The sequence below is a fragment of the Pedobacter kyungheensis genome (assembly GCF_000812965.1).
In the GTDB taxonomy this organism is placed as follows: Bacteria; Bacteroidota; Bacteroidia; order Sphingobacteriales; family Sphingobacteriaceae; genus Pedobacter; species Pedobacter kyungheensis.
Window position 1 is genome coordinate 19,314 of the sequence record NZ_JSYN01000038.1, and the last position, 24,948, is coordinate 44,261.

General features: G+C 39.9%; 17 protein-coding genes. 11 read left to right on the forward strand and 6 right to left on the reverse strand.

The annotated features are described in order from the left end of the window. Positions 1-102 precede the first annotated feature (102 nt). The 10 genes from rpoB (at position 103) to OC25_RS24170 (ending at position 17,962) form a co-directional block, all read left to right on the forward strand. Positions 103-3,906, forward strand: coding sequence for a DNA-directed RNA polymerase subunit beta (gene rpoB / locus OC25_RS24125; RefSeq protein WP_039482036.1), 3,804 nt, complete (start codon positions 103-105; stop codon positions 3,904-3,906). A gap of 88 nt (positions 3,907-3,994) precedes the next feature. Further along, positions 3,995-8,281 (forward strand): DNA-directed RNA polymerase subunit beta', encoded by a 4,287-nt coding sequence (gene rpoC, locus OC25_RS24130; protein ID WP_039482039.1) that lies wholly within the window; start codon positions 3,995-3,997, stop codon positions 8,279-8,281. An 11-nt stretch (positions 8,282-8,292) separates the two neighbouring features. After that, positions 8,293-10,035, forward strand: coding sequence for a sulfatase family protein (locus tag OC25_RS24135; protein WP_209435630.1), 1,743 nt, complete (start codon positions 8,293-8,295; stop codon positions 10,033-10,035). 297 nt (positions 10,036-10,332) lie between these two features. Then, a complete protein-coding gene (locus OC25_RS24140) occupies positions 10,333-11,460 on the forward strand; it encodes an SGNH/GDSL hydrolase family protein (protein WP_039482042.1) in 1,128 nt (375 codons plus the stop codon). A gap of 6 nt (positions 11,461-11,466) precedes the next feature. Beyond that, entirely contained in the window at positions 11,467-12,258 is a 792-nt protein-coding gene (locus tag OC25_RS24145) for a glycoside hydrolase family 16 protein (RefSeq protein ID WP_039482044.1), read from the forward strand. A 129-nt stretch (positions 12,259-12,387) separates the two neighbouring features. Next, positions 12,388-14,622, forward strand: a complete 2,235-nt coding sequence (locus tag OC25_RS24150) for an alpha-L-fucosidase (protein ID WP_039482047.1) — start codon at positions 12,388-12,390, stop codon at positions 14,620-14,622. A 74-nt stretch (positions 14,623-14,696) separates the two neighbouring features. Continuing rightward, positions 14,697-14,972, forward strand: a complete 276-nt coding sequence (locus OC25_RS24155; protein WP_039482050.1) for a hypothetical protein — start codon at positions 14,697-14,699, stop codon at positions 14,970-14,972. Positions 14,973-15,047: 75 nt separating this feature from the next. Next, on the forward strand, positions 15,048-15,359 hold the full coding sequence (locus OC25_RS24160; RefSeq protein WP_029279713.1) for a DUF3467 domain-containing protein: 312 nt from the start codon (positions 15,048-15,050) through the stop codon (positions 15,357-15,359). A gap of 77 nt (positions 15,360-15,436) precedes the next feature. Further along, on the forward strand, positions 15,437-16,660 hold the full coding sequence (locus OC25_RS24165) for an OmpP1/FadL family transporter (protein ID WP_039482055.1): 1,224 nt from the start codon (positions 15,437-15,439) through the stop codon (positions 16,658-16,660). Positions 16,661-16,672: 12 nt separating this feature from the next. Continuing rightward, positions 16,673-17,962, forward strand: a complete 1,290-nt coding sequence (locus OC25_RS24170) for an SGNH/GDSL hydrolase family protein (protein WP_039482058.1) — start codon at positions 16,673-16,675, stop codon at positions 17,960-17,962. 135 nt (positions 17,963-18,097) lie between these two features. On the opposite strand, the gene miaA is transcribed toward OC25_RS24170, so the two are convergent. The 4 genes from miaA to OC25_RS24190 form a co-directional block, all read right to left on the reverse strand. Next, the gene (gene miaA, locus OC25_RS24175) at positions 18,098-19,042 is read right to left on the reverse strand and encodes a tRNA (adenosine(37)-N6)-dimethylallyltransferase MiaA (RefSeq protein WP_245222145.1); all 945 of its coding nucleotides are present in this window, start codon (positions 19,040-19,042) and stop codon (positions 18,098-18,100) included. A 67-nt stretch (positions 19,043-19,109) separates the two neighbouring features. Continuing rightward, positions 19,110-19,760, reverse strand: coding sequence for an IS1096 element passenger TnpR family protein (locus OC25_RS24180; RefSeq protein WP_039482065.1), 651 nt, complete (start codon positions 19,758-19,760; stop codon positions 19,110-19,112). 102 nt (positions 19,761-19,862) lie between these two features. Then, a complete protein-coding gene (locus OC25_RS24185) occupies positions 19,863-21,266 on the reverse strand; it encodes a CCA tRNA nucleotidyltransferase (protein WP_039482068.1) in 1,404 nt (467 codons plus the stop codon). A gap of 103 nt (positions 21,267-21,369) precedes the next feature. After that, positions 21,370-21,936: an L-threonylcarbamoyladenylate synthase gene (locus OC25_RS24190; protein ID WP_039482071.1), complete on the reverse strand. Its 567-nt coding sequence runs from the start codon at positions 21,934-21,936 to the stop codon at positions 21,370-21,372. 212 nt (positions 21,937-22,148) lie between these two features. On the opposite strand from OC25_RS24190, the gene OC25_RS24195 reads away from it, so the two are divergent. Next, entirely contained in the window at positions 22,149-22,709 is a 561-nt protein-coding gene (locus OC25_RS24195) for a DUF4136 domain-containing protein (RefSeq protein ID WP_039482076.1), read from the forward strand. A gap of 7 nt (positions 22,710-22,716) precedes the next feature. On the opposite strand, the gene OC25_RS24200 is transcribed toward OC25_RS24195, so the two are convergent. Further along, positions 22,717-23,925: a glycosyltransferase family 4 protein gene (locus OC25_RS24200; protein WP_082018709.1), complete on the reverse strand. Its 1,209-nt coding sequence runs from the start codon at positions 23,923-23,925 to the stop codon at positions 22,717-22,719. A gap of 15 nt (positions 23,926-23,940) precedes the next feature. Further along, positions 23,941-24,759, reverse strand: a complete 819-nt coding sequence (locus OC25_RS24205) for a 2,3,4,5-tetrahydropyridine-2,6-dicarboxylate N-succinyltransferase (RefSeq protein ID WP_039482080.1) — start codon at positions 24,757-24,759, stop codon at positions 23,941-23,943. Positions 24,760-24,948 lie beyond the last annotated feature (189 nt).

Genomic DNA, 24,948 nt, shown 5'->3' on the forward strand with positions numbered 1-24,948 from the left:
TCTTTACCTGTTTATAAACATCTCATTTTGTTTGGTTAATGAGCTTGTTTGAAATTCGAACCAAACAAATAGTTTATTCTTAAACTAAAATCTTTTAGTCCATTGGCAAAGACAGTCGAACAAAGAGTAAATTTTGCAACTAGTAAGCACATTATAGACTATCCGGATTTTCTGGATGTGCAATTGCAATCATTCAGAGAATTTTTCCAGATAGATACCACATCAGACGATCGCTCTAGCGAGGGTTTGTTCAAAGTGTTTGCTGAAAACTTTCCAATAACAGATTCAAGAAATATCTTCGTATTAGAATTTCTTGATTATTTTGTTGATCCGCCGCGTTACGATATACACGAGTGTATTGAGCGTGGATTAACCTACAATGTTCCATTAAAAGCAAAGCTTAAGCTTTCTTGTAACGATGTTGAACATGAGGATTTTGAAACCATTATCCAGGATGTGTATTTAGGTACTATCCCGTATATGACACCAAAAGGTACATTTGTTATCAACGGTGCAGAACGTGTTATCGTTTCGCAATTACACCGTTCTCCGGGTGTGTTCTTCGGCCAAAGCCGTCACACTAACGGAACCAAATTGTATTCTGCACGTGTTATCCCTTTCAAAGGTTCATGGATCGAATTTGCTACAGACGTTAACAACGTAATGTACGCTTATATCGATCGTAAGAAAAAATTCCCGGTTACCACTTTATTACGTGCTATCGGTTACGATTCTGATAAAGACATCTTAGAACTTTTCGATCTTGCTGACGAAGTAAAAGTTAGTAAATCAGGTTTGAAGAAATACATCGGTCGTAAACTGGCTGCAAGGGTATTGAAGAAATGGGTTGAAGATTTTGTAGATGAAGATACAGGTGAGGTAGTTTCTATCGACCGTAATGAAGTGATTCTTGAAAGAGAAACCGTTTTAGAAGACGAACACATTGATATGGTTATTGAAGCAGGTGTTAAAACCATTATCCTTTCTAAGGAAGATGGTGCTAGCCAGGCCGATTATACCATTATATATAATACATTACAAAAGGATACATCAAACTCAGAGAAAGAAGCTGTTGAAAACATCTACCGTGCTTTGCGTAACGCAGAACCACCTGATGAGGAAACTGCCCGTGGTATCATTGATCGTTTATTCTTCTCAGATAAACGTTACGATTTAGGTGATGTTGGTCGTTACCGCATCAACCGTAAGTTGAAAATGAATACCCCTGATGATGTAAAAGTATTAACGAAAGCCGATATTATCGCGATTGTTAAATACCTGATCAAATTGATCAACTCTAAAGAAGAGGTGGATGATATCGATCACTTATCAAACCGTCGTGTACGTACGGTAGGTGAGCAGTTATACGCACAATTCGGTGTTGGTTTAGCCCGTATGGCCAGAACTATCCGTGAGCGTATGAACATCCGCGATAACGAGGTGTTTACACCAACTGATTTGATTAACGCCCGTACGTTATCATCAGTAATCAACTCTTTCTTTGGTACAAACCAGTTATCTCAGTTCATGGATCAAACCAATCCATTGGCAGAGATTACGCACAAACGCCGTTTATCAGCTTTAGGTCCGGGTGGTTTATCCCGCGAGCGTGCTGGTTTCGAGGTACGTGACGTTCACTACACGCACTACGGTCGTTTATGTACAATTGAAACTCCAGAGGGACCAAACATTGGTTTGATTTCATCACTTTGTGTGCATGCAAAAATCAACAATTTAGGTTTCATTGAAACACCATACAAACGCGTTGAAGATGGTAAAGTAGTTGTAGATTCAGACGTTATCTATTTATCGGCAGAGGATGAGGATGGTAAAACCATTGCTCAGGCTAACGCTGAGTATGATGATAAAGGTGTGTTCTCTACGCCACGTGTTAAAGCACGTTACGAGGGTGACTTCCCGATTATCGAGCCTGAGAAATTAGACTTGATGGACGTTGCACCTAACCAGATTACTTCAATTGCTGCTTCGTTAATTCCGTTCTTAGAACATGATGATGCGAACAGGGCATTGATGGGATCGAACATGCAACGTCAGGCCGTACCATTGTTACGTCCTGAAGCACCAATCGTTGGTACAGGTTTGGAAGGTCGCGTTGCCCGCGATTCAAGAACTTTGATCAATGCAGAAGGTGACGGTGTTGTTGAATATGTAGATGCAAACGAAATTACCATTAAATATGAGCGTAACGAAGATGATCGTTTAGTTTCATTTGAAGGTGATAGCAAAACATACCGTTTAATCAAATTCAAAAAAACCAACCAGAATACCTGTATCAACTTAAAACCAATCGTTAAGAAAGGTCAGAAAGTAAGTAAAGGTCAGGTACTATGCGAAGGTTATGCTACTGAAGATGGCGAATTGGCATTGGGTAGAAACTTAAAAGTGGCATTCATGCCTTGGCAAGGTTTCAACTTTGAGGATGCGATTGTAATCAATGAGCGTATTGTTCGTGATGACGTTTTCACTTCATTGCATATTGAAGAGTTTGAATTAGAAGTACGTGATACTAAACGTGGAGAAGAGGAATTAACACCAGATATCCCGAACGTTTCTGAAGAGGCTACAAAAGACCTTGATGAAAACGGTATTATCCGTATCGGTGCTGAAGTAAAAGAAGGTGATATTTTAATTGGTAAGATTACCCCTAAAGGTGAGTCTGATCCTTCACCGGAAGAGAAATTACTACGTGCAATCTTCGGTGATAAAGCAGGTGATGTTAAAGATGCGTCTTTAAAAACTCCTCCTTCAATCCAGGGTGTGGTAATTGATACTAAATTATTCAGCCGTGCTAAGAAAACTACCAAAGCTGAAGAAAAATCGGCAATTGAGAAGTTAGATAAAGGCTATAACACCGTAACTGAGAAGTTAAAGAACGAATTAGTAGACAAATTATTCGCTATTGTAAACGGAAAAACATCGCAGGGTGTATTTAATATTTACAAAGAATTATTAGTTGCTAAAGGCGCTAAATTTACTCAGAAAATTTTAGCAGAGCTTGATTATAACCACATTAGCCCTAACAAATGGACTACTGATGATGATAAAAACGAGCTGATTAAAATGTTGCTTCACAACTACGGTATCCGTGTTAACGAAGAACTTGGTGCTTACAAACGCGATAAATTTGCGATCAGTGTAGGTGATGAGCTTCCATCGGGTATTGTACAAATGGCAAAAGTTTATGTTGCTAAAAAACGTAAGTTAAAAGTAGGTGATAAAATGGCAGGTCGCCACGGTAACAAAGGTATTGTTGCACGTATTGTACGTGATGAAGATATGCCTTTCTTAGCTGATGGTAGCCCGGTTGATATCGTGTTGAACCCACTGGGTGTACCTTCACGTATGAACCTTGGTCAGATCTACGAAACCGTATTGGCCTGGGCCGGTAAAGAATTGGGTGTTAAATTTGCAACTCCGATTTTTGATGGTGCTACGCACGATGAGGTTGAAGAGTGGATTGCTAAAGCGGGAGTTCCTGCTTCAGGAAAAACCTACTTATACAATGGTTTAACAGGTGAGCGTTTCGATCAGACCACAACTGTAGGTATTATCTACATGTTGAAACTAGGTCACATGGTTGATGATAAGATGCACGCCCGTTCAATCGGACCATACTCATTAATTACACAACAACCATTGGGTGGTAAAGCCCAGTTCGGTGGTCAGCGTTTTGGTGAGATGGAGGTTTGGGCATTAGAAGCATTCGGTGCTGCTAATATTCTTCAGGAGATCTTAACCGTTAAGTCGGATGATGTAATCGGAAGGGCCAAAACTTACGAAGCCATTGTTAAAGGTGAAAACCTACCAACTCCGGGTGTACCAGAATCGTTTAACGTATTGGTACATGAGTTACGCGGTTTAGGTTTAGATATTACGTTAGACTAAGTATTAAGTATTAAAGTATCGAGTATCAAGATCGGATTACCCGTCTAGATACTTGATACTAGGTACTTGCTACTAAAAACAAAAAGATATGTCTTACAAAAAGGATAATAAATTAAAAAGCAATTTCACATCAATCACGATTAGCTTATCGTCTCCGGAAACTATTCTGGAACGTTCAAGCGGTGAGGTGTTGAAACCAGAAACCATTAACTACCGTACTTACAAACCTGAGCGTGATGGTTTGTTCTGTGAGCGTATTTTTGGTCCGGTAAAAGATTACGAATGTCATTGCGGTAAATACAAACGTATCCGTTATAAGGGTATTGTTTGTGATCGTTGTGGTGTTGAAGTAACTGAAAAGAAAGTACGTCGTGAGCGTATGGGGCACATCGCTTTGGTGGTTCCTGTTGCACACATCTGGTATTTCCGTTCTTTACCAAACAAAATCGGTTATTTATTAGGTTTACCTACTAAAAAATTAGATTTAATTATCTATTACGAGCGTTACGTAGTTATTCAGTCTGGTCTAATGGCTGAAGAAGGTATCAACTATATGGACTTCTTAACGGAAGAAGAATATTTAGATATCTTAGATAAATTACCTAAAGAAAACCAATACTTGGATGATAAAGATCCTAATAAATTCATCGCCAAAATGGGTGCTGAAGCATTAGAAGATTTATTAAAACGTATTGATTTAGATACTTTATCTTACGACTTACGTCACCAGGCGGCTAACGAAACTTCTCAGCAACGTAAAAATGAGGCGTTAAAACGTCTTCAGGTTGTAGAAGCTTTCCGTGGTGCCAATACCCGTATCGAGAATCGCCCTGAGTGGATGATTGTTAAAATCGTTCCGGTTATTCCACCAGAATTACGTCCGTTGGTGCCATTAGAAGGTGGTCGTTTCGCTACTTCAGATTTAAATGATTTATACCGTCGTGTAATTATCCGTAACAACCGTTTAAAACGTTTGATCGAGATTAAAGCACCAGAGGTAATTTTACGTAACGAGAAACGTATGTTACAGGAAGCTGTAGATTCGTTATTCGATAACTCACGTAAAGTTAACGCAGTAAAAACTGAAGGTAACCGTGCTTTAAAATCACTTTCAGATATTTTGAAAGGTAAACAAGGTCGTTTCCGTCAGAACTTATTGGGTAAACGTGTGGATTACTCGGCACGTTCGGTAATTGTTGTAGGGCCTAGCCTTAAATTACACGAGTGCGGTATTCCTAAAGATATGGCTGCTGAGCTTTACAAACCATTCATCATCCGTAAGATGATTGAACGTGGTGTGGTAAAAACAGTTAAATCAGCTAAGAAAATTGTAGATAGAAAAGATCCTTTAGTTTGGGATATCCTGGAGAACGTATTAAAAGGTCACCCGGTATTATTAAACCGTGCACCTACGCTTCACAGATTAGGTATCCAGGCTTTCCAGCCAAAACTAATCGAAGGAAAAGCGATCCAGTTACACCCATTAGTTTGTACCGCATTCAACGCCGATTTTGACGGTGACCAGATGGCTGTCCACTTACCACTAGGTAACGCAGCAATTTTGGAAGCCCAGGTATTAATGTTGGCTGCACACAACATCTTAAACCCTGCAAACGGTACGCCAATTACTGTACCATCGCAGGATATGGTTTTGGGTCTTTATTACATTACTAAAGGCCGCAGAACTGATGAAACAAGAGTGGTTAAAGGACAGGATTCTGCTTTCTATTCTCCGGAAGAAGTAATTATTGCTTATAACGAGAAAGAATTAGACTTGCACGCATTTATCAAAGTAAGGGTAAATGTGAAACAAGCTGATGGCACTATCGCTAACAAATTAACCGAAACTACTGTTGGTAGAGTATTATTCAACCAGTTGGTTCCGGAAGAAGTGGGTTATATCAACGAGTTATTAACTAAAAAATCGTTAAGAGATATTATCGGTGAAGTAGTTAAAATGACTGGTATGGCACGTGCTTCTCAGTTCCTTGATGATATCAAAGAATTAGGTTTCAAAATGGCGTTCCAGGGAGGTTTATCGTTCAACTTACAAGACGTAAACATTCCGGTAGAGAAACATACATTATTAGAGCAGGCTGCAGCAGAAGTTGAAGAGGTAAGAAACAACTATAACATGGGTTTCATTACCAACAACGAACGTTACAACCAGATTATCGATATCTGGACCCGTATCAACAACAGGTTAACTACTTTCGTTATGACTCAGTTATCGTCAGATAACCAGGGCTTTAACTCGGTTTACATGATGCTTGACTCGGGAGCACGTGGATCTAAAGAGCAGATTCGTCAGCTTTGCGGTATGCGTGGTTTGATGGCTAAGCCTCAAAAATCAGGTTCAGGTGGCGATATCATTGAAAACCCGATTTTATCAAACTTTAAAGAAGGTTTATCGGTATTAGAGTACTTCATCTCTACACACGGTGCCCGTAAAGGTTTGGCTGATACGGCGTTAAAAACTGCCGATGCGGGTTACTTAACCCGTCGTTTGCATGACGTTGCTCAGGATATGATTGTTAACGATGAGGATTGTGGTACTTTAAGAGGTATGTACACAACCGCATTGAAAGATAACGAAGATATTGTTGAACCATTATACGAGCGTATTTTAGGTCGTACATCATTACACGATGTGTACAATCCTTTAAATGGTGAGTTATTGGTAGCTGCTGGTCAAGATATTGATGAAGATGTAGCTAAAACAATTGAAGAATCGCCGCTTGAAGGTATCGAAATCCGTTCGGTATTAACCTGCGAATCTAAACGTGGTGTTTGTGCCTTATGTTATGGCCGTAACTTAGCGTCTGGTAAACGTGTTCAAAGAGGTGAGGCTGTTGGTGTAATTGCAGCACAGTCAATCGGTGAGCCGGGTACACAGTTAACACTTCGTACTTTCCACGTGGGTGGTACTGCATCAAACATCGCTGCAGAATCTAACATCGTAGCTAAGTTTGATGGTGTGGTTGAGTTCGAAAACATTCGTACTGTAGATACACAAACTGAAGATGGTACCGTACAGGTTGTATTGGGCCGTTCAGGTGAGTTTAGAATTGTTGAACCAGGAAGCGGTCGCGTGATCGTAACCAACAACATTCCTTACGGTGCATATTTATTCGTTAAAGAAGGCGATAAAGTAACTAAAGGCGATAAAATTTGTTCGTGGGATCCGTACAACGCGGTTATCCTTTCAGAGTTTGCCGGTAAAGCACAATTCGATGCCATTATCGATGGTGTAACTTACCGTGAAGAGTCTGATGAGCAAACTGGTCACCGTGAAAAAGTAATTATCGATACCCGTGATAAAACTAAAAACCCTTCAGTTCAGATTGTTGACAAAAAAGGCGAGTTTATCAAAGGTTATAACATTCCGGTAGGAGCACACGTTTCAGTTGATGAAGGTGAAGCTATCCAAACTGGTCAGATCATTGCTAAAATCCCGCGTGCAACTGGTAAAACCCGAGATATTACGGGTGGTTTACCTCGTGTAACCGAACTATTTGAAGCACGTAACCCATCTAACCCGGCTGTAGTAACCGAAATTGATGGTGTGGTAACTTTAGGTGGCGTTAAACGTGGTAACCGCGAGATCACAATCGAATCGAAAGATGGTGAAGTTAAAAAATACCTTGTTCCATTGTCGAAACACATCCTTGTACAGGATAACGACTTTGTGAAAGCAGGTATGCCATTATCTGATGGTTCAATTTCTCCGGCTGATATCCTTGCAATTAAAGGCCCTGCAGCAGTTCAGGAGTACTTAGTAAATGGTATCCAGGAGGTTTACCGTTTACAAGGTGTGAAAATTAACGATAAACACTTCGAGGTAATTGTTCACCAGATGATGCAGAAAGTTCACATCGAGGATCCGGGAGATACTATTTTCTTAGAAAACAATGCAGTAGATCGTTGGGACTTCTCAGAAGAAAACGATGCGATGTACGACAAGAAAGTTGTTGAAGACGCAGGTGATTCGACTGAATTCAAACCAGGTCAGATTGTATCATTACGTAAATTAAGAGACGAAAATTCTCAGTTAAAACGTAAAGATTTAAAACAGATCACGGTGAGAGATGCAAGACCGGCAACTGCCAGTTCAATTCTACAAGGTATTACCCGTGCATCATTAGGTACTAAATCGTTCATTTCTGCGGCTTCGTTCCAGGAAACTACGAAAGTATTAAATGAGGCAGCGATTGCAGGTAAACGCGATAACATGTTAGGCTTGAAAGAAAACGTGATCGTAGGTCACTTAATCCCTTCAGGTACTGGTGTACGTGGTTACGAGCGTATCATTGTAGGTTCTCAAGAAGAATACGACAAATTATTGGCTTCGAAACAAGAAGAAGTAGAAGCTTAATATTTAAGCGCATGATAATTGAAACCCCGGCATTTTGCCGGGGTTTTTTTGTTTACCGGCCAAATTGGATTTATCAAATTATCCATTACAAAAAGAAATTATATTTGTACCGTTTCGCCGTAGTGGTTAAGCCAAATTATACCATCCCCATGAAGAAAATTTTAATCCTGTTATTCTTTTGCTTCCATGTAGTAGTTTTTGCACAGCATAAGCAGCCTAATATTATTTTTATTCTGTCTGATGATCATGCCTATCAGGCCATTGGTGCTTATGGTAATAAATTAATCAGTACACCCAACATAGACCGTTTGGCAAAATCAGGCGCTTTGTTTAATAATGCAATTGTATCCAACGCCATTTGCGGACCAAGTCGTGCGGCATTTATTACCGGGCAATACAGTCATAAAAATGGTTACAAGGTTAATGATGGGGTTTTGGATACCAATCAACGTTTTTTACCCGAAATTTTGAGCCAAAATGGTTATCAAACCGCCTGGATTGGGAAATGGCATTTAGGCAGCTTGCCCAAAGGTTTCGATTACTGGAATGTGATGCCGGTTCAGGGGCACTACTTTAACCCCGATTTTATTAACCAAAAGAACGATACCCTGTTGTACCATGGTTACGTAACAGAGGTGATTACCGAACTCACCAAAAAATATTTAAAAGACAGAAACCCCGATAAACCTTTTTTCCTGGTGGTAGGCGAGAAGGCCACACACAGAGAATGGCTGCCCGATTTACAAGACCTTGGTGCTTACGATTCGGTTAAGTTTCCTTTACCTGCAACCTTTTATGATGATTACAAAGGAAGAACAGCTGCTGCTAAACAGTTAATGAGCGTTGGAGATGTGCTGACGCTTAAAACCGATTTAAAGATTAATCAGCCCTTTGGCGAAAAACCAAAGGTGAATAATCAGCCTGCAAAGCCAGCTGTTAAAGGAAAGGAGATCGAAGAATCGATGATGCGCTACTATCAGCAAGGCGAATACGCGCGGATGGATAGCGTGCAGAGCAAGGCATACCGAAATTATTATGGTCAACTTGCTAAAGAATTTGCGCAACTGAATTTAACCGGCAATGCGTTAAAAGAATGGAAATTTCAGCGGTATATGAAAGATTATTACGCTACAGCTAAATCTTTAGACCGGAACATTGGCGAAATATTAGATTATCTCGATAAAAATGGACTGAGCGAAAATACCATTGTAATTTATGCATCCGATCAGGGTTTTTACCTGGGCGAGCATGGCTGGTTTGATAAACGCTTTATCTATGAAGAATCGCTTCGTACGCCATTCATCATCCGGATGCCGCAATTGCCGGCGCTTAAGGATAAAAAAGTAAACCAGATCATTTCCAATGTAGATTGGGCACCAACCATTCTTGATTTTTCGGGCATTGCAAAACCTGACTTTATGCAGGGCAAATCTTTCCTGCCGGTGTTAAAGAATCCGCAAATAAAAAACTGGTCAAAAGATGGCGCTTACTACCATTATTACGAATATCCGGGGCCACACTACGTATCGCCGCATTTTGGCATCCGCACAGATGATTATGTGCTGGTTCGCTTTTATAAAGGTACAGAAGCCTGGGAATTATACGATTTGAAGAAGGATCCCAGCGAGTTAAATAATATTGTTGATGATAAGCATTATAACACAATCAAAAACGAACTTAAAAAGAAACTAAATAAACTAATTGTCGCTTACGATGATCAGGAAGCTTTAAAAGTTTTTAATCAGGCTTTATAGTTCGTATAACAATTATTTTTGCTTTAAAGCGATAGCAAAGCTCCTTAAAAAGGGGCTTTTTTCGTTGTTACAGGAACTATCTGTTTTGTTACAATTTATCAACCGTTTGCGTAGGCGCTGGTTATCAAATCTTTAATTTTATTGTATTTCGTTTAATTAACTTAGTCAACACAAGTTTATTTAGCGTCTTATTGCCGATTAGTATGTTCCTTGTTGGGTAATTTTTAGATGATTATTTATAACGCTAACTGCTTGCCCATTAACTATTAACCAAATTTTAGATCCTGAACCAGATATATGAGATCCATTATTTTTTTAGGTTTGCTGGCTCCCTTCATGATGCTGAACCAGACCACGTATGCCCAAACCGATGCCGGTTTGAAGTGGTTTAACCCCAGGTTAAATACTGCTGTTACCTTAAAGGGCAAGGCCTGGCAAAATACCGATAGTGCCAATTATTATAACCGTTTGCCGGTGGTAGCAGAAAAAGATTTACGCAAAGAGGTCTGGAACTTAGCTAAGAACACTGCTGGCGAGTACATCGATTTTACTACCAATGCGAAAAAAATTGTAGTAAAATATCAGCTTGCCGGAACCAAGAGTTTAGATAACATGCCAACATTAGGTGTGAGTGGAGTAGATTTATATGCGCAGGACACTGAAAATAAATGGCACTGGATTAAAGCTGCTTATAGCTATAAAGATACAGTTACGTACAGCTATGAAAATTTTAATACCACCGTATCAATCAAAAAGTTTCGTTTATACCTGCCACTGTACAATACCCCTAAATGGTTAAAAATAGGTGTGGCGGCTAATGCTGATTTTGTAGCTGAAAATGTAGACGACCAACCTGTGCTGGTGTTTTATGGCACTTCGATTATGCAGGGTGCCAGCGCCAGCAGACCGGGAATGGCCTGGCTTAACATTTTAGGACGACAGTTAAATCAACCAGTAATTAACCTGGGCTTTTCGGGTAATGGAAGATTAGAAGCACCACTTATCGATTTAATGAACCAGACCAATGCCAGGCTTTTTGTGCTCGATTGTCAGCCAAACCTGCATGATAAAAATGTTTATCCAGCGGAAGAAATTGAGAAACGAATTACCAGCTCGGTACAAAGCTTAAAAGCAAAGCACCCAAATATCCCGGTTTTATTGGTTGAGCACAGCTCCGGTTTACCATCAGTTAACCTCGATTCGGCGCTTACGGCCAGATACATCTGGACTTCCCAAATACTGAATAATACTTTCCAAAAACTCAGGAAGTCGGGTATAAAGGATCTTTACCTTTTAACAGCAAAAGAGATCGGCTTTACCGACGATAGCACCATTGATGGTACCCATCCGAACGATTTGGGCATGATGCAATATGCAGATGCCTATGAAAAAGTAATCAGGAAAATTTTAAACACAAAAAGATAATTTGAGATGAAAAAAATGAGCTGGCTGGCTTTGTTGCTGGTTTTGTTGTATTCGTGTTCGGTTAATAAGGCTTATCGTGGCCGGGCTTCGTGGACAGAAGATTTTAATCAAAAAGGTAGTTTCGATACTCAATATTGGTCTAAGATACCACGGGGTGGGGCAGACTGGAACAGGCACATGAGCAATAACGATACTTGTTATGCCTTACATGATGGTAAAATGATCCTCAGGGGAATAAAAAATAATGATTTAGCTAAGGATACTTCCCGGTATTTAACAGGTGGCATTTATACAAAAGATAAAAAGAGCTTTGGTTTTGGCCGTTTAGAAATTAAGGCGAAACTAAATGGCGCAAAGGGTGCCTGGCCAGCTTTTTGGTTGCTGGCCGAAAACAGCAAATGGCCCGATGGTGGCGAGATTGATATTATGGAACGTTTAAATTTTGACTCCATCGCCTATCAAACCATTCATACTTATTACACGCTAACGCTCAAAATAAAAGATAGACCCAAATCTGGCGGTATTGCGAAGATTAATCCTGCCGAATTTAATACCTATGCCGTGGAGAAATATCCTGATAGTTTGGTATTCTTCGTTAATAATAAAAAAACTTTTACCTACCCCAAAATAGCTACTACAGCGCAAGGACAATTCCCCTTTGGTGTAAATCATTACCTGCTGCTTGATATGCAACTCGGCGGAAGCTGGGTAGGCAAAATAAAAGATGCCGATTTACCGGTTGAAATGGAAATTGATTGGGTTAAGTTTTATCCTTTTAAAGAAAACCTTCATAAATAACCATTAGCCGCTTACACGATTTTATGGAGGGAAATGATAATATACATGAATAAGCGGCCAATTTGGTTTATGAATTAACCTGAACCAAACGATAATTTTAAACACACAAATGATACACACAAAACATTAATGAAACGAATATTGATTACATCGGCTATCATAGCCACATTCACAGCGCATGCGCTTGCCCAAAGCAACAATATCAAGTTGCAAAATACCATTGCAATTGAACCAACTGATAGTAAAGCGGCCATTATAGCTAAGGCCAGCCACGTAGTACCAACACCCAACCAGTTAAGTGCTTTAAAAAACGAATTTATTGCATTTATCCATTTCGGTCCCAATACTTTTACCCGGATGGAATGGGGAAATGGTAAAGAAGACCCTAAAATTTTTGATCTGAAGGAACTGCATACCGACCAATGGTGTCAGGCGATGAAAACAGCGGGGATGAAAATGGTATTGCTAACCGTGAAACACCATGATGGTTTCGTACTTTGGCAAAGCCGCTATACTAAACACGGCATCATGTCAAGTGGTTTTGAAGACGGTAGAGGCGATATTTTGAAAGAACTTTCTGCCTCCTGTAAGAAGTATGGCTTAAAACTGGGGATTTATTTATCGCCGGCTGATTTATTTCAAATGGAAGATGCAGCAGGTTTATATGGCAACCTAAGCAAAACTACTACACGCACTATTCCCAGGGCGGTAGCAGGAAGACCTTTTGCCAATCAGACCAAATTTCAATTCGAAGTTGACGATTACAATGAATACTTTCTCAACCAGCTATTCGAGGTTTTAACTGAATACGGACCAATAGATGAAGTTTGGTTTGATGGCGCGCATCCTAAAACAAAAGGCGGGCAGCAGTACAATTATCTGGCCTGGAAAAAACTCATCCATACTTTGGCCCCTAAAGCGGTAATTTTCGGTCGTGAAGATATCCGCTGGTGCGGAAACGAAGCCGGCGCAACACGAAACACAGAATGGAATGTATTACCTTTTAGCGAAAATCCGGATATGGCTACACATTTTCCTGATCTTACTGATAAAGACCTGGGCAGTGATGAGCAACTGTACAAAGCTAAATTCCTGCACTACCAACAGGCAGAAACCAATACCTCTATCAGGGAAGGGTGGTTTTACCGCGATGATGATAAACAAAAAGTACGCAGTGCCGACGATGTTTTCGATATTTACGAACGTTCTGTGGGTGGAAATTCGACCTTTTTGCTTAATATCCCACCGAACAGGAATGGGAAATTTTCGGATGAAGATGTAAAAGTGCTGAATGAAGTAGGTAAACGCATAAACGACACTTATGGTAAAGACTTATTTGCCGGCGCTAAAGGTGCGAAACAGGTGCTGGATAACAATTTACACACCTATGTTCTACTTAATAACCAGCAAAAAAGCATCGAAATTACTACTCTTAAACCAGTTACTGTAAACCGGATTGTAATACAGGAAGATATTGCCGGTTTTAGTGAACGTGTAACACAACACCAGTTAGAAGCCTGGATTGGCAATAAATGGCAAAAAATTGCCGAAGCTACCAATGTTGGATATAAACGTATTCTGCGTTTTCCTGAAATTACCACTTCGAAATTCAGGCTAACAGTACTTTCGTCAAGAGCAAATCCGGCAATTGCTACCATTTCAGCACATTATTACCGCACACATCCACCACAATTGCAGTTTACAAGAGATGCAAACGGTTTAACTACCATTTCTCCTAAAATGCACGAGTTTGGCTGGAAACCGCATGGCGAAAATGCAACGGCTAATCTGAATAAAGGAGTAGCAATTTATTATACCACCAATGGTAGCGTACCCAATGCAAGCGCCAATAAATATACTGGCCCTGTACAGATTGCAAAAGGCGAGGTTAAAGCAATAGCAATCATCAAAAATGAAAAAGGGGCCATAGCTTCTGAGACTTTTGGGATAGTGAAAAAAGACTGGAAATTATTAGCTGCCGACAGCGAAATGAACAGACGTACCGCAGGTATGGCTTTCGATGCCAATAAACAGAGCTATTGGCTATCTGCTTCAAACGATGCTGAACACAAAATAGCATTAGATTTAGACAACAGCTATAACTTAACCGGATTTATCTATACGCCACCTGCGCAATTTTTAGACGGTATGATGGAAAAAGGGGTGATCCAAATTAGCAACGATGGCCAAACCTGGACTGATGCTGAAACATTTGAATTCGGGAACTTAATTAACGACCCTACGCCAAGGACACATTATTTTAAAAAGGTAATTTCGGCTAAATACATACAGGTAAAGGCTACGCTCATTGCCGGAGGTAAAAAAGCGCTGGCCATTGCAGAGTTAGATTTTTTAGCGAAATAAATGAGATGGAATGACATTGTTACTGAATTTTTTATTTGGAATAGATTTTGTAGATTTAATAAAAAATAAGTGCAATGAGCGTTACAGAAATTCAACTTTTTCAGATACTTAAATTAAAACTTGGGGAGAAAGAGGCCGAAGAATTAGTTTCTTTTGTTAAAGATGAGGTGAAAGCTGAATTTGAAAATAAACGGGAAATTTTAGCGACAAAAGAAGATATAGCCAATACAAAAGAATATATCTTGCAAGTTAAATCGGAGCTTTCCAAATCGATCTATTTAGTTGGGCTTGTGCAGTTTCTAGCCATCGTAGGCGCTGTTATTGGCATCATTAACTTTATGCTGAAATAACGAGGATCGCAAGTTTTTAATATTATATTTTAAATTCCGCCATTAAGCTGCGGAATTTTTTATTTTTGAGCTATTATGGAAGAACAACAAAACGAAAACCAGTTAAATATAGAGCTGTCAGAAGAAATTGCTGAAGGAATTTTTTCAAACCTGGCCATTATCACCCATTCGAATACCGAATTTGTGTTGGATTTTATCCGTGTAATGCCTGGTATTCCTAAAGCAAAGGTAAAATCGCGTATTATTTTAACACCCGAGCACGCAAAGCGCTTATTATCAGCATTAGAAGATAATATACAGAAATTCGAAGCCGTAAATGGCCGTATTAAAACCCAGGAAGAGCCACCATTTCCGATGGGCTTCGGAGGACCTACTGCTCAGGCCTAAGTATATTAAGATTCTTACAAACAAATGTTTGTATGCTATGTTAGCATAATATATATTTGTGCTATAACCATCTATAAATGAAAAAAATCTTATTGAGCGTATTACTTTCTGCTCCATTGTGGGTTCTGGGGCAGGGCTTTCAGGTTAATTTACAAGGTCAGAAGCAAATTGGTATGGCAGGTGCAGGTTCTGCATTGGCTTTAGACGAGGCTTCTGTATTTTATAATCCCGGAGCAGTAACTTTCTTAGAGAAAAACTCAGTTTCAGCAGGCGTAAACCCATTGTTGTTTAAATCAGCGTTTAAACAGTCAGGTTCGGATATTACCGAAAATGTAAAGAACAAAATTGCTCCACCTTTCGAGTTTTATGCGGTTTGGGGACCGAAATCCAACAAATGGAAACTGGGTTTGGGCGTTTACACCCCTTTTGGCGGTTTGGTAGATTGGGGCGACAACTGGTCAGGTAGATATGCCCTTACCTCTTTAAACCTGAAAGCCATTTACTTTCAGCCTACGTTGAGTATTAAGATAACCGATCGTATTGGTATTGGTGCAGGTTTTGTGTATAACCATGGCGAAGTAAATCTGCAACGCGCACTTCCTGTTAATTTCCCTGATGGCCACTCTGGTCATGCTACTTTAGAAGGTACCGGAAAAGGTTACGGCTGGAATGCGGGTTTATACATCAAAACACTCAGCAATATTTCGTTTGCTTTGGTGCACAAATCAAAAGTGGTAACCAAATTAGACAATGGATCGGCGGGGTTTGATGTGCCAAAATCGTTAACCGGTGCTTTCCCGGCAGGCAATACTTTTAATGCAGAATTACCATTGCCGGCAACTACAAGTCTGGGGGTAGGTATTCCGCTATCGCAAAGCACTACGTTGGCTTTTGATGCCAGCTGGGTGCAATGGCATGTTTATCAGGATTTAACTTTTAATTATGCGCAACCTGTTAACGGATCTTCGCAAACTAAATCTGCCCGTAATTACCGCGATGGTTCATCGTTTAAATTAGGGATCAATCACCAGGCTTCAGAAAAACTGGCGCTAAGGGCAGGTGTAGGCTATGCATTCTCTCCGGTTCAGGATGGTTATGTAACACCCGAAGCACCTGATGCCGACCGTTATATTTTAAGTGCGGGTTTAGGTTATACCCCTACCAGCCATTTCGAAGTAAATGCTTCTTTTTTCTTCGAAGATGTGAAATCGCGCAAGCAAAAGAACATCGAAACTGGTTTAGACGGTACATTTAAGACCCTGGTTTATGCACCAGGTATTTCATTAACTTATAAATGGTAGGAGAGATTATAAATGAAAAGATATATATTAAATAGTTTCATTGCTGCTGCCATCCTTTTTACAGCAGCCTGTAAACCCGAAATAGAAACACCTGCAGGTTCAACCGCAGGACAAGCTAATTTTAGCAAATATATTGCCGTTGGTAACTCTTTAACTTCGGGGTATGCAGATGGTGGATTATACCTGGAAGGGCAAAAAGTGGCTTACCCGAACTTAATCGCAGCTAAAATGGCCACAGTGGGTGGAGGTGCCTTTACCTCACCGTTTTTTACTGAGGAGCATTCAAATGGTTCAGGCTATCTTGCTTTAACCGCACTCGTTAATGGTACACCAACGCTAACACCTGTTGCAGATAAACTGGCTTACAGAGATGCAGCAAAACATCTGGATAAATACAGTGGTGAAGTTCAAAACCTGGGTATTCCGGGTATGCGTCTCGATTTATCTTTCGATCCAACTTTAACTTTCAGTGCTGCCAACCCTTTCTTTGAGCGTTTACTGGCTGATGCACAGGTAGGCAAAACCAATTATTTTCAGTTTATTCAGGGCAGAAATCATACCTTTTTCTCGCTTTGGCTAGGTAATAATGATGTATTGGGATATGCCTTAAATGGTGCAGTTGCAGTTACTGGCGATCCAACAACTACCTTAACCGATAAAGTTACTTTTGCATCATTGTACACAAATATGTTGAATGTTTTAACTGCAAACGGCCAAAAAGGTATTGTAGCTACCATTCCGGATGTAACGGCTATTCCTTATTTTAATACTGTAACAGTACCAGCTTTATTGGCTGCTGCAAAAGCCATTAATCCGGCTGCTACAGCAGTATATATCCAAACAGGAACAGGTACAGTCAGGGCAGCAACTTCCGAAGATTTAATTCGCTTACCATTTCAGTCTGCCGGTTTATTCGGTCAGGGTACCATTCCTTATGGTTTACATCCGTTAAACCCAATTGCAAACAACTGGGTGCTTGATAAAGACGAAGTAATTAAAATTAAAGATTACGTAAATAGCTATAACAGCAGCATTAAATCGTTAGCTACCAGCAAAGGTTTAGCCATTGCAGATACTTATGATTATTTTAATCAGGTTAAAACAGGTTTGAATATTCAGGGGGTAGGTATTAATGCCGCATTTATTAGTGGTGGCGCCTTTTCTTTGGATGGAATTCATTTAACCCCACGCGGAAATGCTGTAATTGCCAATGTATTTATTGAGGCAATAAATTCCAAATATGGTGCTACTATTCCAACTGTTGATATTACTCAGTATAGAGGGGTGAAGTTCCCGAATTAATTAAGTGGATTACACAGAGAAAAAGGCTATCTTCTAATAGATTGTCATCCTGAGCCTGTCGAAGGACTTGTCTAAACATCTTAAAGCGTTTCGACAAGCTCAACCTGACAAACTCATTTAGACTTTCTTTATAAGTTAGCCTTTTTTGTTAATCAGTTTTTCGTTGATCAACTGAAGCACTTTCTCCTTTTCATCAGGCTCGAACCAGTTAATTTCCTCATCTCTTCTAAACCAGGTTAGCTGACGTTTGGCAAAACGGCGGGTATTTTGCTTAATGGCTGCAATGGCCGCGTCTAAAGAAATTGTTCCGTCTAAATAGTCGAAAATTTCGCTGTAACCAACTGTGTTAAGCGCGTTGTATTTCCTGAAATCTACTAGTCTCTTCACTTCATTTAAAAGCCCCATATCGATCATTTGGTCTACCCGGCGGTTAATTCTGTCGTACAAAACTGCCCTGTCGGTATTTAGCCCAATTTTAACAATGTTAAATGGCCGTTCTTTTTTAGTGGCCGAGAGCATAGCAGAAAGTTTCTGGCCGGTAGATAAAAACACTTCCAGCCCTCTGATCATGCGCTGCGGATTTTGCTGATCTACCTTTGCAAAATATTCGGGATCTGCCTCGGCCAGCTGTTGCTGAATGGTTGTGATGCCTTCCGTTTCGAATTGATTATTCAGTTTTTCACGGATGGCCAGATCAATTTCGGGCATTTCGTCTAAACCGTTAATTAAGGCATTGATATAAAGGCCCGAACCGCCAACCATAATAGCTATGTCGTGATTTTCGAAAATCTGATCCAGTACTTGTAAACCTTCAACTTCAAAATCACCAGTGCTAAACAGTTGAGCAACCGAATGTGAGTTAATGAAATGATGTTTAGCTGCGGCTAGTTCCGTTGCATCGGGCTTGGCGGTACCAATTTCCATCTCCCTGAAAAACTGACGTGAATCGGCAGAAATAATTTCAGTACCAAAATGTTGTGCCAGCTGAATAGCCAAAGCAGTTTTACCAATTGCAGTAGGACCTACAACAGAGATTAAAGTTTTCGTTTTTTGATCGGTGCTACTTGCGGCAGACATCATGTTTTTAAAATGAAAAAGTCAGATGTTATACACCTGACTTGATATGTTTTAGATTTTATTGAACAAATTAATAATCATCTTTGTGATTATCATCATCGTAATTGTCGTTGTCAGAAAACTCATCTCCAAATTCGTCCTCTTCGTTTTCTTCATCTTCATCGCGTTCTTCTTCGTTAATACCCATATCGCCCATGGCTTCCAGCTCGTCGGTATCTTCAGGTACAAAATTCATTTCGTTTAAGAAATCGAATTCACCTGCAGCAGCACCAGCGGCTAAACCGGGATCGGCAACGGGAGCATTGCTGCTTTCGAAAATTTTAGGCGCTTCGCCGGTACTTTTGGCTAAAAACGGATATTCGATATTCGGATCGGCATCTAAAATAATTTTAACCAGTTCCACGTGGAAATCGTACGGACGATCGAAGTTATAGATGTAATAAAACTTTTGGTGTGGATCTTCAATAAAACCGCTTAATTTCGAATTTTCCATTAAAACTACACGGTCTTTTTTACGCTCGCTTGGTAAATAGGCAATTTCATCACCCTTTAACCAATTGTCGGTACTTACATAAAAAGACGAAGATTTTTCGGCATTGTAACCTGTAGATCTGTGAATAGCCTTGTGCAGGTCTTCAAATGTCTGATTTGATTTAATGTCGATCTCTCTCACAACATCATCATAATCTTCGAAAGTAATTCTAAATTTATAAATAGCCATTATTGTATTTTGGAACCGTAAAAATAAAGTTAATTTGCATTACCACAAAACATCAAACGTCACAAAACAAGGTAAGAGGGGATGATTTAGGCAATTAAATGATTATTTAACAGGATTTAATCCCATTTGTTTTGCCTGATCGAGCATAAAGTTAAACGCTTCGTTGTAATCGTTTGTGATTTCTCCCTCCAGTATGGCTTCGCGGATTGCATTTTTAATTAACCCTACTTCTTTACCGGCGCTTAGCCCAAAAGTTTCCATAATATCGTTGCCTGTAATGGGAGGTTGCCAGTTTCTGATTTTATCGCGTTCTTCTACATCTTTGAGCTTTTGTTTAACCAGTTCAAAGTTGTTGCGGTATTTGGTTTTTTTATACTCGTTTTTGGTGGTCACATCGGCATTGCATAACAACATCAGGCTTTCTATTTCCTCTCCGGCATCGAAAAGCAATCTTCTTACGGCAGAGTCGGTAACGGTTTCCTGGGCCAGTACGATGGGGCGTAAATGCAGTTGAACGAGTTTTTGCACATACTTCATCTTTTCGTTTAAAGGAAGCTTTAACTGTGCAAAGATTTTGGGTACCATGCGTGCACCCTTATCTTCATGACCGTGGAAAGTCCAGCCGTGACCTTCTTCAAAACGTTTGGTTGCTGGTTTGGCAATATCGTGTAAAATAGCTGCCCAGCGTAGCCATAGGTCGTCGGTATCGGCGCAGATATTATCCAGTACCTCTAATGTATGGTAAAAATTATCTTTATGGCCTTTACCTTTTATAATTTCCACTCCATAAAGCTGTGCCATTTGTGGGAAAATGATCTGCAGTAAGCCGGTATCAAAAAGGTGTTTAAAACCGATAGAAGGTTTTGGTGATAAAATGATTTTATTCATTTCGTCGGTTATCCTTTCTTTAGATACAATGCTGATGCGTTGTTTCTGCGATTTGATAGCATTTATGGCAGCCTCATCTATACTGAAGTTAAGCTGTGTGGCAAAACGGATGGCACGCATCATGCGCAGGGGATCGTCTGAAAACGTAATCTCCGGATCGAGTGGGGTGCGGATCAGCTTGTTTTCCAGATCTTGCATGCCGTTAAAAGGATCGAGCAGCTCACCAAAATTACCGGCATTCAGGTTAATGGCCAGGGCATTGATGGTAAAATCGCGACGTAACTGATCGTCTGCTAAAGTACCATCTTCAACAATAGGTTTACGCGAATCAGATCGATAAGATTCTTTTCTTGCCCCAACAAATTCTACCTCTAAATCCTGGTATTTAATGTTGGCAGTACCAAAGTTTTTAAATACAGCCACTTTGGTGTTTAATTTTCTGCCTACAGCCTCGGCATACTCAATGCCACTGCCTACCACCACTACATCGATATCTTTTGATGGCCGGTTTAAAAAGATATCGCGAACAAAACCGCCGATAACATAAGCTTCGGTATTGTGCTTATCGGCTATTGATGATAAGGTTTTAAAAATCGGGTTTTGTAGGTGTTGCTGCATGCAGTTGATAATAGTACTCAACCCAAATTCCGGAAAATATAAGGCATATAGCCGGCACTTTCAGGTATGGGTATAATGGTAATGAATTACAAAAGTAATAAAATTACTTTCTAATAAACTCAAACTGTCCGGATGGACCCAGTTTAACAATGGTTGACGGTTTTTTATTAGTCCGGTTTTCCTGTTCAAAGTCTACCACATAATCAACTGCCTCCAGTATCTCGGGGGCAATGTCATCAAAGAATTTAGGTGATGGCTGACCGCTTAAATTAGCTGAGGTAGAAACAATCGGTTTTCTGAAACGCTGAATAAGGGGGGTACAGAAATCGTGTTTTGCGATCCTGATCCCTACGCTTCCATCTGCATTAATCACATTAGGAGCCAGGTTTTTTGCGCCTGAGAAAATTACGGTTAAAGGGTTTTCTGCATATTCAATCAGATCGTAGGCAACATCTGGTATCTCGGTCACATAGCTTTGTAACTTGCTATCTACATCCAATAAAACAATCAGGCTCTTTTCTGCCGGACGGTTTTTGATTTTCAATACTTTATCAACCGCTTCGGGATTGCTGGCATCGCAGCCTAAACCCCAGATCGTATCGGTTGGATACAGGATAACCCCGCCTGATTTCAAAACTTCTAAAGCCTTATTAATTTCGTCTCTAAGCATGTTGCAAAGGTATTTATAAATAGGAAGTTAAATTATGTTAATGTTTATTTTTTTTAAGCCTGCAATATTTAATTTTATAGCCATTTTCCGAATCGAAATTTTAATGAGGTTTCATAGAAATCAAATGGATTTGTAAAATTTATATCAACCGTAACCTTTTCATTTTAAAATTGTTATATTTATTACAGGTTATTTACATAAAAAAACGCACGATGAAAACATTTCAAAAATTATTAATGCTTTTTACAGTGGTATTGGCATTAGCTGGATGTAGCACACTCCGCACCGCATCCGATTACGATAAAAACGTAGATTTAAATAGTTATAAAACTTATAATTTTTACGATAAAGGTATTGCGAGGGTTAAATTAAATAACCTCGACAAGCGCCGTTTAATGGCGGCTGTTGAAGCCGAAATGAATGCCAAAGGATTTACCAAAGCCGATAAACCCGATTTATTGGTAAACCTGGTTGTGGTTGCCAGAGAAAAAACTGACGTTTATGGTCCTGCCTACTACGGTGGATGGGGTTGGGGCGGCGGCTGGGGCTGGCGCGGCGGTTGGGGTGGCTGGGGTGGCCCAAGCTACGTAAACCAATACATAGAAGGTACCATCATTATCGATTTCTTAGATCCTGCTAAAAAGATTTTATTCTGGCACGGACAGGGAAGTGGCTTTAACTTAGATAATTTTAGCAAACGCGAACAACGCCTGTATACCGGTGTTAAAGAAATATTGGCTCAATATCCACCAAATATGGTAGCGGCAAGATAAGCCTTAATTATTGGCTAAACATATTTAAATAGCAATCCATTAATTGCTGCGTAACTACAGGGCTGTTGAATTTTTGAACAAATTCCAGCCCTTTTGCTTTCATTTCTTTTTGTAACTGCGGCGATTCAATAATCCTGTTGATGGCTTTGGCTAATGCACCGGCATCGTTAGGTGAAACATATAAACTATTTGGTCCGCCGGCCTCTTCTAAACATGAGCCTGTTGCCGCTACAACCGGTACAGCCGAGTACAAAGCTTCGATAATGGGAATGCCAAAGCCTTCGTAAAATGAAGGATAAGCAAAAACATCGGCCATTTGGTATATGCCCGGTAAATCGGCAAATGGAATATTTTGTAAAAATAGAACCCTGTTTTTTAAACCGAGTCGTTCAATCTCTTGCTCAACTGTTTTAAAATAAGGCGTATGCTTGCCAATTACCACCAGTTTGTAGGCTTCATCTACCTCTTTTAAAGCCTGTACAACCAGTTTCAGGTTTTTACGCGCTTCAATCGTGCCTACGCTAAGGATAAATTTCTCAGGTAGTTTATAAGTGGCTTTAATGCGGCTTAGGTTTTCTTTTGCAAAAGGGCTTTTAAAACTATCATCGCAGCTTTGGTAAATCACTGTAATTTTAGCGGGGTCAATGCCATATAAATCAACAATATCTGCCTTTGTCTTTTCGCTGATGGCGATAATTTGATTGGCACGTTCGCAGGCCGATCTGCTTTTCCATTCGTAAAGCTTACGATCAATAAATTTGTAATACTGCGGGAAACGCAAGAAAATTAAATCGTGTATGGTAACAACCGATTTAATGCGCGTATGCTGTATCGCTAACGGAATTTCGTGACTTAAGCCGTGAAAAATCTGAACACCGTCCTGATTAAGATCTTTCAGAATGTTCAGGCTTCGCCATAAAAACGGACCCGTTTTAGGGAGTTTTAATTCGATGTTTGGCTGCTCAAAAAAAGCATCGATCTGTTTGGCAGCTTTAACTTTTGGCGTGTAAACCAAATATTGATTGTCCGGAAACTGATTCGCCAGCTGCTCAATTAAAGAACGGCTGTAATTACCAAGTCCGGTTAAGTTATTGGCTGCACGCTTGCCGTCGAATCCAATTTTAAGCTTAAAGCTTAAAGCCGAAAGACCAAAGCTTGATTGATCAAGTTCAGTACTTTCGGCTTTTTGAGTTTGTGTTTCGCTTTCAGCTTTCACCTTTTTGCTTTCAGCTTAAACTGCCACATTATTTTCTCTCAACGCGTCGTTAAGCGAAGTTTTCTTATCTGTACTTTCTTTACGTTTACCGATAATTAAAGCACATGGCACCTGGAATTCGCCTGCAGGGAATTTTTTGGTATAGCTACCCGGAATTACTACCGAACGTGCAGGTACAATACCTTTATATTCAACCGGGGTTGGACCGGTAACATCAATAATTTTGGTTGAAGCAGTTAATACTACGTTAGCACCCAGTACAGCTTCTCTTTCTACTTTAACACCTTCTACAACAATTGCTCTCGAACCTAAGAAAGCATCATCTTCGATAATTACCGGTGCAGCCTGAACGGGTTCTAAAACACCACCAATACCCACACCACCGCTTAAGTGAACGCGTTTACCAATTTGTGCGCAAGAACCTACAGTAGCCCAGGTATCAACCATAGTACCTTCGTCTACATAGGCACCAATGTTAACGTAAGATGGCATCATGATCACACCAGGGGCTAAGAACGAACCGTAACGGGCGCTTGCCATAGGCACTACACGTACACCGGTTGTTTTATAGTCTGTTTTTAATTCCATTTTATCATGGTAAACAAATGGACCGTTTTTAATTTCTTTCATCTCGCGAATCGGGAAATATAAAATAACCGCTTTCTTTACCCACTCATTAATGCCCCATGAGTTTAAAACTGGCTCAGCAACGCGGATTTCGCCTTTATCTAATCCCATAATTACGGCTTCGATGGCTTCGCAATAGTTGCTATATTTTAAAAGGGTTCTGTCTTCCCAGGCGGCTTCAATTAATTTCTTTAAATCTGAATACATGATGTTTTTAAATTTTACGCAAAATAAGTCAATTTTTGTTTATTAAAGGGCTAATTGTTTAAATTGTTTTGGTCTTTGGTTAACTGGTTAATTGTTTAAATCGGTTAACTGCTGGATTAAGCTCGATACAATTAACCGGTTAACCAGTTTGTACAATTAACCAACGTAGCGATTTACCAGTTTATACAG

Bases quoted from the DNA above. Each gene is read 5' to 3' on its own strand.
- OC25_RS24205 (WP_039482080.1), bottom strand. From the start codon at position 24,759: ATGTATTCAGATTTAAAGAAATTAATTGAAGCCGCCTGGGAAGACAGA.
- miaA (WP_245222145.1), bottom strand. From the start codon at position 19,042: ATGATGTCTGCCGCAAGTAGCACCGATCAAAAAACGAAAACTTTAATC.
- OC25_RS24135 (WP_209435630.1), top strand. From the start codon at position 8,293: ATGATAATTGAAACCCCGGCATTTTGCCGGGGTTTTTTTGTTTACCGG.
- OC25_RS24145 (WP_039482044.1), top strand. From the start codon at position 11,467: ATGAAAAAAATGAGCTGGCTGGCTTTGTTGCTGGTTTTGTTGTATTCG.
- OC25_RS24150 (WP_039482047.1), top strand. From the start codon at position 12,388: ATGAAACGAATATTGATTACATCGGCTATCATAGCCACATTCACAGCG.
- OC25_RS24155 (WP_039482050.1), top strand. From the start codon at position 14,697: ATGAGCGTTACAGAAATTCAACTTTTTCAGATACTTAAATTAAAACTT.
- OC25_RS24180 (WP_039482065.1), bottom strand. From the start codon at position 19,760: ATGGCTATTTATAAATTTAGAATTACTTTCGAAGATTATGATGATGTT.
- OC25_RS24195 (WP_039482076.1), top strand. From the start codon at position 22,149: ATGAAAACATTTCAAAAATTATTAATGCTTTTTACAGTGGTATTGGCA.
- OC25_RS24170 (WP_039482058.1), top strand. From the start codon at position 16,673: ATGAAAAGATATATATTAAATAGTTTCATTGCTGCTGCCATCCTTTTT.
- rpoC (WP_039482039.1), top strand. From the start codon at position 3,995: ATGTCTTACAAAAAGGATAATAAATTAAAAAGCAATTTCACATCAATC.
- OC25_RS24165 (WP_039482055.1), top strand. From the start codon at position 15,437: ATGAAAAAAATCTTATTGAGCGTATTACTTTCTGCTCCATTGTGGGTT.
- OC25_RS24190 (WP_039482071.1), bottom strand. From the start codon at position 21,936: ATGCTTAGAGACGAAATTAATAAGGCTTTAGAAGTTTTGAAATCAGGC.
- OC25_RS24160 (WP_029279713.1), top strand. From the start codon at position 15,048: ATGGAAGAACAACAAAACGAAAACCAGTTAAATATAGAGCTGTCAGAA.
- OC25_RS24185 (WP_039482068.1), bottom strand. From the start codon at position 21,266: ATGCAGCAACACCTACAAAACCCGATTTTTAAAACCTTATCATCAATA.
- OC25_RS24140 (WP_039482042.1), top strand. From the start codon at position 10,333: ATGAGATCCATTATTTTTTTAGGTTTGCTGGCTCCCTTCATGATGCTG.